This window comes from Rhizobium mesoamericanum STM3625 (genome assembly GCF_000312665.1).
GTDB lineage: Bacteria > Pseudomonadota > Alphaproteobacteria > Rhizobiales > Rhizobiaceae > Rhizobium > Rhizobium mesoamericanum.
The window spans coordinates 57841-66211 of record NZ_HF536775.1 but is presented as its reverse complement, the minus strand read 5'-3'; the positions used below and the strand labels follow the sequence as shown (position 1 = coordinate 66211).

Genomic DNA, 8371 nt, shown 5'->3' with positions numbered 1-8371 from the left:
GAGAAGCTGGAAGACTTCGGCGTGAAGGAGCGCATCATCGGTTTCGTCCTGCCGCTTACCATGGACCAGCAGATCGTCATGTTGCTGGTCCTCATGGTTTCGAGCAAGGGCATCGCCGGCGTGCCGCGCTCCGCGTTGGTCGTCGTTGCTGCCGTCCTGCCGATGTTCAACCTGCCTGAGGCCTGCGTGCTCCTGATCACGGGGCATCGACCACTTCCTTGACATGGGGCGCACCGCTACCAACGTGCTTGGCAATGCGATCGCCACCACGGTCGTCGCCAAGTGGGAAAGCGCGCTCGACATTCCTGACGAAGCGGAGCAGCGCACGCGCGAAAGATTGGCTGCTGTCGGGCAATTTTCTGGCGCAGACCGCCCCGATGGGCGACACTGGCTGGTCCCTGACGGTGCTCTCCCCAATCGGCGAAATCCGCGCGATCGCTGTGGCCATGTCTCACGAGATCGGAGCGGACGAGATTATTGCGCTCTGCGATGCCAACCGTTTGGAACAGGTGATGGTCAACCTGATCGCCAATGCGCTGGACGCGATCGAGAACACAGTGTCGCCTTCTCTGCGCCTTCGCAGTTGGCGCGAAGATGAACGCGCGGTCATCGAAGTCCATGACAACGGGCCGGGCCTGCCGGAACACGTGCGGGCGCACCTCTTCGAGCCCCTTCACGACGAAGGAAAGCAACAGGGGCTTGGGGCTCGGCTTGGCCATTTCGTCGGAAATCATGCATCATTTCGGTGGGGCGCTGACGGGGGCGAACCACACTCAGGGCCGCGCAGTTTTCAACGTTGTTCTTCCCGCACCCGCTATCGGAGAAACGAAATGGGCGACAACATCAAGATCCTGATCGTCGAGGACGAGCCGAACGTCCGCCTTGGATTTCAGCAGACGCTCGAACTGGAAGGCATGGATGTCGAAGCGCTGGAGAGCGCCGAGAAGGCGCGGCGGCTCATCCTCGTCGACTTTCCAGGGATCGTCGTTACCGACATCCGCCTGCCGGGCGACGACGGTATGGCGCTCATGCATGATCTCCTGCGGCCGACCTGCCGGTCGTCCTGATGACCGGGCACGGCGACGTTTCGCTGGCGGTTCAAGCAATGAAGGACGGAGCCCACGACTTCATCGAGAAGCCCTTCTCGCCCGATTATTTCGTCGAGGTCGTGCGGAGGGCGCTGGAGACGCGCAGCTTGACGCTGGAGGTGCACGAACTACGTAGGAAGCTCCAGGGAAGACAATTGACCGCAAGCCGTATCATCGGAGATTCCTCCACCATGGAACCGGTGCGCCACCTCATCGGCGAGCTCGGCAACAGCGCGGCGGATGTACTGATCCATGGCGAGACTGGAACCGGTAAGGGACTCGTTGCGCGCTGCCTGCACGATGCCAGCCCGAGACGGAGCGGCAATTTCGTCGCCATAAATTGTGGCGGCATGCCTGAAAACCTGTTCGACAGTGAGATCTTCGGCCATGAGCCGGGCGCCTTCACCGTTGCAGTCAAGCGCCGGATCGGCAAGATCGAGCACGCCAATGGCGGCACGCTGTTTCTCGACGAGATCGAGAGCATGCCGATGGCCATGCAGGTGAAGCTACTCAGGGTGCTGCAGGAGCGAACGCTGGAGCGCCTTGGATCGAACACGCCTATCCCCATCGATTGCCGCCTTGTCGCTGCGACCAAGGTCGATCTGGCGGCGGTCAACGGCAATAGCCTCGTCCGCACTAGCGAGGATTTGCTGATGCCAAAGGCGACTTTGCACGACAAAATCCGCAAATATGGTTTGCCGTGATGCTGATCTGTTGCTTGGCGCTTAAATAGCGTCATCCCAACATTGTGAGATGATGAGCGCACCATTCGTGCTCTACCAAAAGACAGCACGCAATTCCTGTTGTTGGCGAGTAGCGGAGACGCTTGAGCGCCTCCGCTCTCTCGCTTGAGGCTGGCAATATTGCTGTCATGGACAACCTTCCGGCCCACAAGACAGCAGGTGTGCGCGGCGCCATCGAACGCGCCGGCGCAAGCTCATGTTTCTGCCGCCCTACAGCCCAGACTTCAATCCAATTGAAAACGCATTCTCCAAACTGAAAGCCATGCTACGGGCTCGGGCGGAGCGAGAGATTGATGCTCTATGGGATGCCGTCGGCACATTGATCCCCTGCTTCACATAGGAGGAATGCGCAAATTACCTCAGGGCTGCAGGTTATGACCCGGATTGAACAGGATCTGCTCTAACGTGAGCCGACGGTACTATCGCCTATCGCGGTTGGGTTACTTTTCCTTACTACTTCCGACCACAATGCAGTGGCAATCGGATAAGTCCTCTCTTTGAAGAGATCACTTATTCGTTGTTTTCTCGCCAGCTTTCTCGCCAGCAAAGAAGGATGCAAGTGCAGCCGTGGCCAGCTTGTGACCAAAAGCCCGGGCACTGTCCAATCCCAATGGGTCAAAATGATTGCGAGCAATTTCCAGCAGCAATGCCGGGAACATGCGGGAGGTTTGAACAATGATTGACTTCCCGGAGGTTCTCTGAGGGATCAGATAACTCTTCGGGGCAGTACAAAACGATCCATTCGCAAGCATGTTTTCGAAGTCGTCCAGCGCACGTCGCAAGATCATTTGCAGCGATTTGGAAGGGCTGTATTGCAGAATCAGGTTGTCGTATATCTTCGATACCTCAGGCGCGGGCGGCCGAGCTGAGAGGAAGACCTGGATCTTTGCCGGAGCTACCATCGAACTGAGGGCATCCATGGTGGGTATGGATTGTGGATCGGGGCTGTGGCGACGCTTGGCGATGGTGGTGGGAGATCGGCGATCGGCCGATTCGACGGCCAACTGAGACAGAATCGAGTTTTGCGCGGGAGCAGACAAATTACGATCGACGACCTTGCTTTGAACGGCAGCAAGCTGCCTGGCCTCTACGACGGACAAAGCCGGTTTGCGAATTGCCATGTTCAGCTCTGTGCTCGGCCAATTAATTTTGAGATGGTGATGAGTTCCTCCATCGCGACCCTGAGATTTCGCTCGAGGAGGCGCATCGTTGGATCGGTTCTCATGTTCAGCAATGTGAGGTGCAACATGCCACGTTCCTTCATCGCGGCATAGGCGTCCCTCTCGTGCATAGGAGATTGCACAACTGGAAGACTTGCGAGCATGTCTGACATCGCACGCTGTGAGGTGGTAAGTCGACCCACCGGGACACGTTGGCGCAATACAGCTGTCGGAATTGCCAAGTTCTCGCTCAGCAACAACTCAATAACATAACGGTAGGTTGACAGAGCCTCATCGATATCGAGCGGAGTCAGCATAGTAGGGATCAAAAGCAGGTTTGAGCTCGCAATAATCGTATTGTTGAGTTCGCTTGAACCGCCGTGTGTATCGGCCAGCGCAAAGTCAAATCCCTGAAGCTCGGCGTCCTCATAGGCTGCCTCAAGAAGAGACATTTCGTCGGCGGCGTAAACTTCGCAAGAAGAAGCCCAGGTGTTGTTGCGTAGAGCGTTTGATTTCCACCGCGTTAGCGGCCGGTTTTCGTCTGCGTCGAACAGAGCCACTCGTCTGCCATCGCTTGCAAGGGCGGCGCAAAGGCCCATAAGTGCTGTGGTTTTGCCGGCACCTCCTTTGAGCGAGCAAAATGTCAGAAGTTGCATATCCTTATCCTGCCGATGTCTTGAGAGAGAAGCGCGTCTGTATTTTCGTTTGTATGTATGATTCTGCAATTGTTAATATAAGGCAAAATAGCCGATGCAATATTTCACTGATATTATAGAATAATTGCAAACGTAACAATATAAGAGAATATTCCTTATGTATTCTGGTTTGTTTTATGTAAGGTAAGCTTCATCTCCCCTAACGCAGAAAAATCACCGCGGGATAGGTGCAGACTGTTCCGTTCTTTTATGGAGGAAGCTATGTCGCAAGGCAGTGAGCCCACTTCAAATGACATTGCTATAAATCAGCGTGAACGTGTGAAAGTTGAAGGTTTCAAGGTTGTGAGCACGCGATTGCGATTGGCCGAATATGAGAGTTTTTCTCACCGAGCACGCTTGTTTGGGCTCTCCGATAGCATGGCCATCCGAATTGCGGTGCGCCGCATTGGCGGCTTCCTTGAAATCGATGCCGAAAGTCGTCAAACAATGGAGGCCATACTACAGTCAATAGGATCGCTTTCGAGCAATATTGCAGCGCTAATGTCTACCTATGCTGAAAATCCGGGAATAGACTTAGAGGCCCTGCGCGCTGAACGTATGGCGTTCGGTAAATCTTTTGCTGATCTTGACGGATTGCTCCGTTGCATTTTGTCGGTATCCAGGCGACGGATAGATGGGTGTTCACTTCTCAAAGACGCCTTTTAGCACCAAGAGCGCTACTGGAGAGAATGTTGGATGCCCGATCGAGCTCAAGTTATTATTCGCATTGTGCCGGGAGGTGGAACTAGGACCGTTCAACAATTGATCAACCAGTTAGAATATTTATCACGGAAAGGAAAGCTGGAGCTGCAGCGTTCAGCCCGACATCTCGATATTCCCCTACTGCCAGATCAAATCCACGAGCTCGCCCAAAGCTGGGTTCATGAGACTGGAAATTACGACGAAAGTCAGCCAGACGAGGAAAGGCTACAGGAGTTAACCACCCATATTATCGTGAGCTTCCCAGCGGGTACAAACCAGGCGGCAGCTCATGCAGCGAGCCGGGAGTGGGCAGCCGAGATGTTTGGGTCAGGCAAGGGAGGTGGCCGTTACAATTATCTTACTGCCTTTCACATAGACCGCGATCATCCACACCTGCATGTCGTCGTCAATCGTCGCGAACTTTTAGGACATGATTGGCTGAAGATATCTCGACGCCATCCCCAACTGAACTATGAGGACATGCGCAAAAGGATGGCCGTGATATCGTTTCGCCACGGCATTATCCTCGATGCAAGTTCGCGAAGAGAACGTGGGATTACCGAGCGTCCGATCACCTATGCCGAATATCGGCGCCTTGAGCGGGAGCAGGTTCGCCAGATCCGTTTCCAGGATTCAGATCCGGAGCCGTCGTCAGAGCGTGGAGATCCTCCAGAACTCAGACAACCTTTCGATCCATCGCCACTTGAAGCACCAGTGAGCGGACCGGAGGGCGTGCATCGAGACAGCGATGGGCAGGATGAGCCGCAGGTTCGTCTGCAGAAGCCTGCTGCGTTCAGCAACGAAACCGGTGGCTGCGTGCGCGACTCGCGCCGGCGTTCACAACGTCCTCAAGATGACAAGGCAGGGCCGAGGGAAGCAAAACGCGTGAGTTTGAAGGGCGCGGAGGTTGTGCCTGAGGCCAACGCCGAGGAACAGGATTATTGTGGTGATTCCTTTATGCCGCAGGCCGAAACGCCTCGACCTTCTTCGTCGCGGAAAAAGGCGCGAGCCAGCACTGCAGATAGAAGATTGTGCGCTACGGACGACGTCGAGCAACCACGAGGCACCCCTTCGAAGCGTCCGTATGAAGAAGACGAGGGAGAGCCGAACGAACGCAAACGTGCAAGAGATGGGGGCAGTCGGGATCGACCCAGCGGCAAGGGGAGATAGGAAAGAACTGAATTATGGCAAATGAAAAGCTCAAAAACGATTGGCTCTTCCCACTCGTGGAGCTTGGCATGAGGAAGGGCGTGCAGTTGCATCGACCTCCGTCCCCGCACAATCAATCGATCCTTGCAGAAACGATAGGGACACGTCCGTCTCAACTGCCTCAAAGCTGTGAAATACTAGTATGCTGCCCGACATTTCAGAAGATCGGCACGATGAGCGGATAAGGATGGCGGTCCTGCGCAGGTTACGGACGGCAAAGGCTGGATAATTTGCAGCACACACTCGATGTGAGTTTTGGGATTGATCGGATAACCTCGGGGAAGTGATGAATTCGAGCAAGTTTACCCCTCAACGTTTGGCACTAAGCATCATATGTTCGCTGGCAGCTGGTATTTGTGCGGCAAGTTTCTACGTAACATTTCGCCAAGGGTTCAATGGCGAAGCGATGATGACGTTTAGCGTCCTCGCCTTTTGGTTCCAGACCCCCCTCTACTTAGGTTATTCGACCCCCGTCTTCTATTGCGGATTGGCAATTGTCTTCTCCACGTCGGGGATTGTGCTATTGATCCAACTGGTCATAACGCTACGCAATCGCGAGCATCACGGAACAGCTCGTTGGGCGATCTTTAGCGAAATGCGCCATGCCGGTTACCTGCAACGTTACGGTCGGCTCACGGGGCCAATATTTGGCAAGACGTGTGGCCCCCTTTGGTTCGGTAGCTATCTGTCGAACGGAGGCCAGGCCCACAGCCTTGTTGTTGCTCCAACGCGGGCCGGCAAAGGCGTGGGCGTCGTCATTCCAACGCTCCTAACCTTCAAGGGTTCAGTGATAGCCCTCGACGTCAAAGGTGAGCTTTTTGAACTGACTTCCCGGGCACGCAAAGCGAATGGCGACGCCGTTTTCAAATTCTCACCGCTTGATCCGGAGCGACGAACTCATTGCTACAATCCGGTATTGGATATTTCGGCTTTACCGACCGAGCGCCAGTTCACCGAGGCTCGCCGTCTTGCAGCAAACCTCGTAACAGCCAAGGGCAAGGGAGCTGAAAGCTTCATCGAAGGCGCACGAGACCTTTTTGTTGCGGGCATCCTTACTTGCATTGAGCGCGGGACACCGACGATTGGTGCCGTCTACGACCTGTTCGCTCAACCTGGTGAGAAGTACAAACTTTTTGCGCAGCTAGCGGAAGAGAGTCAAAACAAAGAGGCTCAGCGCATCTTCGATAATATGGCGGGCAATGACACAAAAATTCTGACTTCCTATACCTCGGTGCTTGGCGACGGTGGACTTAATTTATGGGCCGATCCGCTCGTTAAAGCAGCTACAAGCCGATCAGATTTTTCTGTCCACGATCTGCGTCGGAAGAGGACATGTGTTTATCTCTGTGTCAGTCCTAACGACCTTGAGGTCGTCGCGCCTTTGATGCGCCTTTTTTTTCAGCAGGTTGTATCAATACTCCAGCGATCGTTGCCAGGCAAAGACGAGCGGCATGAAGTTCTATTTCTCCTCGACGAGTTTAAGCACTTAGGCAAGCTTGAGGCGATTGAAACCGCAATCACAACCATCGCTGGCTACAAGGGCCGTTTCATGTTCATTATTCAAAGCCTCTCGGCGTTGACGGGCACTTATGATGAGGCAGGCAAGCAAAATTTTCTCAGTAACACTGGAATTCAAGTATTTATGGCTACGGCTGACGACGAAACGCCGACCTATATCTCAAAAGCTATTGGAGAATATACGTTCCAGGCTCGTTCGACCTCATATAGTCAGGCCCGTATGTTCGATCATAACATCCAGATATCCGAGCAAGGGGCGCCTCTGTTGCGCCCTGAACAAATGCGTCTGCTCGACGATCAGAGTGAAATCGTCCTTATTAAGGGGCAGCCGCCTCTTAAACTCCGGAAGGTGCGATATTATTCCGATCGTACGCTGAAGCGCGTTTTCGAACGCCAAATCGGCCCGCTCCCAGAACCCGCATCTTTGATGCTTTCAGAAGGGGTTGAGCAAGGTAGCCAAAACCTCAGTCTTCGGGCCGACGTCACGGCGGCGCGAGAACCGAGTCACGTCGATTCAACCGTGAATTATAACGAAGCCACTCCGCAGCAAAGCAGTAACATGAATGACGAACATGATAGCGTTGCAGTTGGAATTGGCATTGGCCAGGGGTCTGTTGAAATGGACAACGTGGATGATAACGCCAATGCCGCCGGCGCCTCGTCAGAATCAGGTGTACCTGCTGAAATGGTTCAAGCGCTGACTGCACAGCAGCAGTTGCTGGAACGGATCATTGCGCTCCAGCAAAGATAAGACCTGCGCCAATGGCATGATTGCGAACGCTTGACAGCGGAAAATCCGGTCGAAACGGCAAAACCCCACGGTCTTGCCAACTCACCGCCAAACTCGAGGTTTGGCTGAAGACGCTTCCTTCCAAACGTTTTAGGGGCGGGTCAAACATCTCGCCCATTCAGCCAAGGCTTCGCATAGCATAGCAGCAGACCGCGACGCCCTTAAGATTGCACGCTGTTTAACACTACTAGGCGTTGATTCAGCAACCGAAGAGACGAGCTGAAAATGAACAACGAGTTTTCCACGAAGGGCAGTCTGGATACCTTCGTTGCACTAGCGAAGCTAGCAAGGTTAAAGACACGCTGGGCCAACTACACCAGTCGCATGTGGGATACCGGTGACGCTATAGCGGCTCGAGAACGGGCGGTAGCCTATATCGGAGAGTGCATTGCTGAAGGGATCTATAGGCATGAGCCGGCGGTCTTTTGTCCGGAGATTCAAACTCATTTCCGCGCTGTGGGCCTTA

The 8371-nt window shown here is 54.3% G+C and carries 7 protein-coding genes and 3 pseudogenes; 8 read left to right on the top strand and 2 right to left on the bottom strand.

Annotated elements, in window-relative coordinates; genetic code table 11:
• The 4 genes and pseudogenes from BN77_RS28430 to BN77_RS32835 form a co-directional block, all read left to right on the top strand.
• Positions 1–298 (top strand): annotated as a pseudogene (locus BN77_RS28430) (dicarboxylate/amino acid:cation symporter); the annotation flags it as partial.
• Positions 255–1067 carry an ATP-binding protein gene (locus BN77_RS35285; protein ID WP_007538695.1) on the top strand — a complete coding sequence of 271 codons (813 nt, stop codon included), beginning with the start codon at positions 255–257 and terminating at the stop codon, positions 1065–1067. The pseudogene BN77_RS28430 and the gene BN77_RS35285, both read left to right, overlap by 44 nt.
• Complete coding sequence (locus BN77_RS28425) at positions 1067–1792, top strand: sigma-54-dependent transcriptional regulator (protein WP_007538693.1); 726 nt, start codon at positions 1067–1069, stop codon at positions 1790–1792. Before BN77_RS35285 ends, BN77_RS28425 begins: the two co-directional genes overlap by 1 nt.
• A gap of 140 nt (positions 1793–1932) precedes the next feature.
• Positions 1933–2171, top strand: a pseudogene (locus BN77_RS32835) (transposase); the annotation flags it as partial.
• A 166-nt stretch (positions 2172–2337) separates the two neighbouring features.
• On the opposite strand, the gene BN77_RS28420 reads toward BN77_RS32835, so the two are convergent.
• Positions 2338–2952, bottom strand: coding sequence for a conjugal transfer protein VirC2 (locus BN77_RS28420; RefSeq protein WP_007538689.1), 615 nt, complete (start codon positions 2950–2952; stop codon positions 2338–2340).
• A gap of 2 nt (positions 2953–2954) precedes the next feature.
• The gene (locus BN77_RS28415; protein ID WP_007538688.1) at positions 2955–3647 is read right to left on the bottom strand and encodes a conjugal transfer ATPase VirC1; all 693 of its coding nucleotides are present in this window, start codon (positions 3645–3647) and stop codon (positions 2955–2957) included.
• Positions 3648–3908: 261 nt separating this feature from the next.
• Here BN77_RS28415 and virD1 point away from each other — a divergent pair, with 261 nt between their 5' ends.
• From virD1 to BN77_RS34490, 4 genes and pseudogenes are all read left to right on the top strand, one after another.
• Positions 3909–4352, top strand: a complete 444-nt coding sequence (gene virD1 / locus BN77_RS32830; protein WP_062370596.1) for a T-DNA border endonuclease subunit VirD1 — start codon at positions 3909–3911, stop codon at positions 4350–4352.
• A 30-nt stretch (positions 4353–4382) separates the two neighbouring features.
• Positions 4383–5558 (top strand): relaxase/mobilization nuclease domain-containing protein, encoded by a 1176-nt coding sequence (locus BN77_RS28405; protein ID WP_007538683.1) that lies wholly within the window; start codon positions 4383–4385, stop codon positions 5556–5558.
• Positions 5559–5883: 325 nt separating this feature from the next.
• Entirely contained in the window at positions 5884–7866 is a 1983-nt protein-coding gene (gene virD4, locus BN77_RS28400) for a type IV secretion system ATPase VirD4 (RefSeq protein WP_007538682.1), read from the top strand.
• A 264-nt stretch (positions 7867–8130) separates the two neighbouring features.
• Positions 8131–8371: pseudogene (locus tag BN77_RS34490) on the top strand (hypothetical protein); the annotation flags it as partial.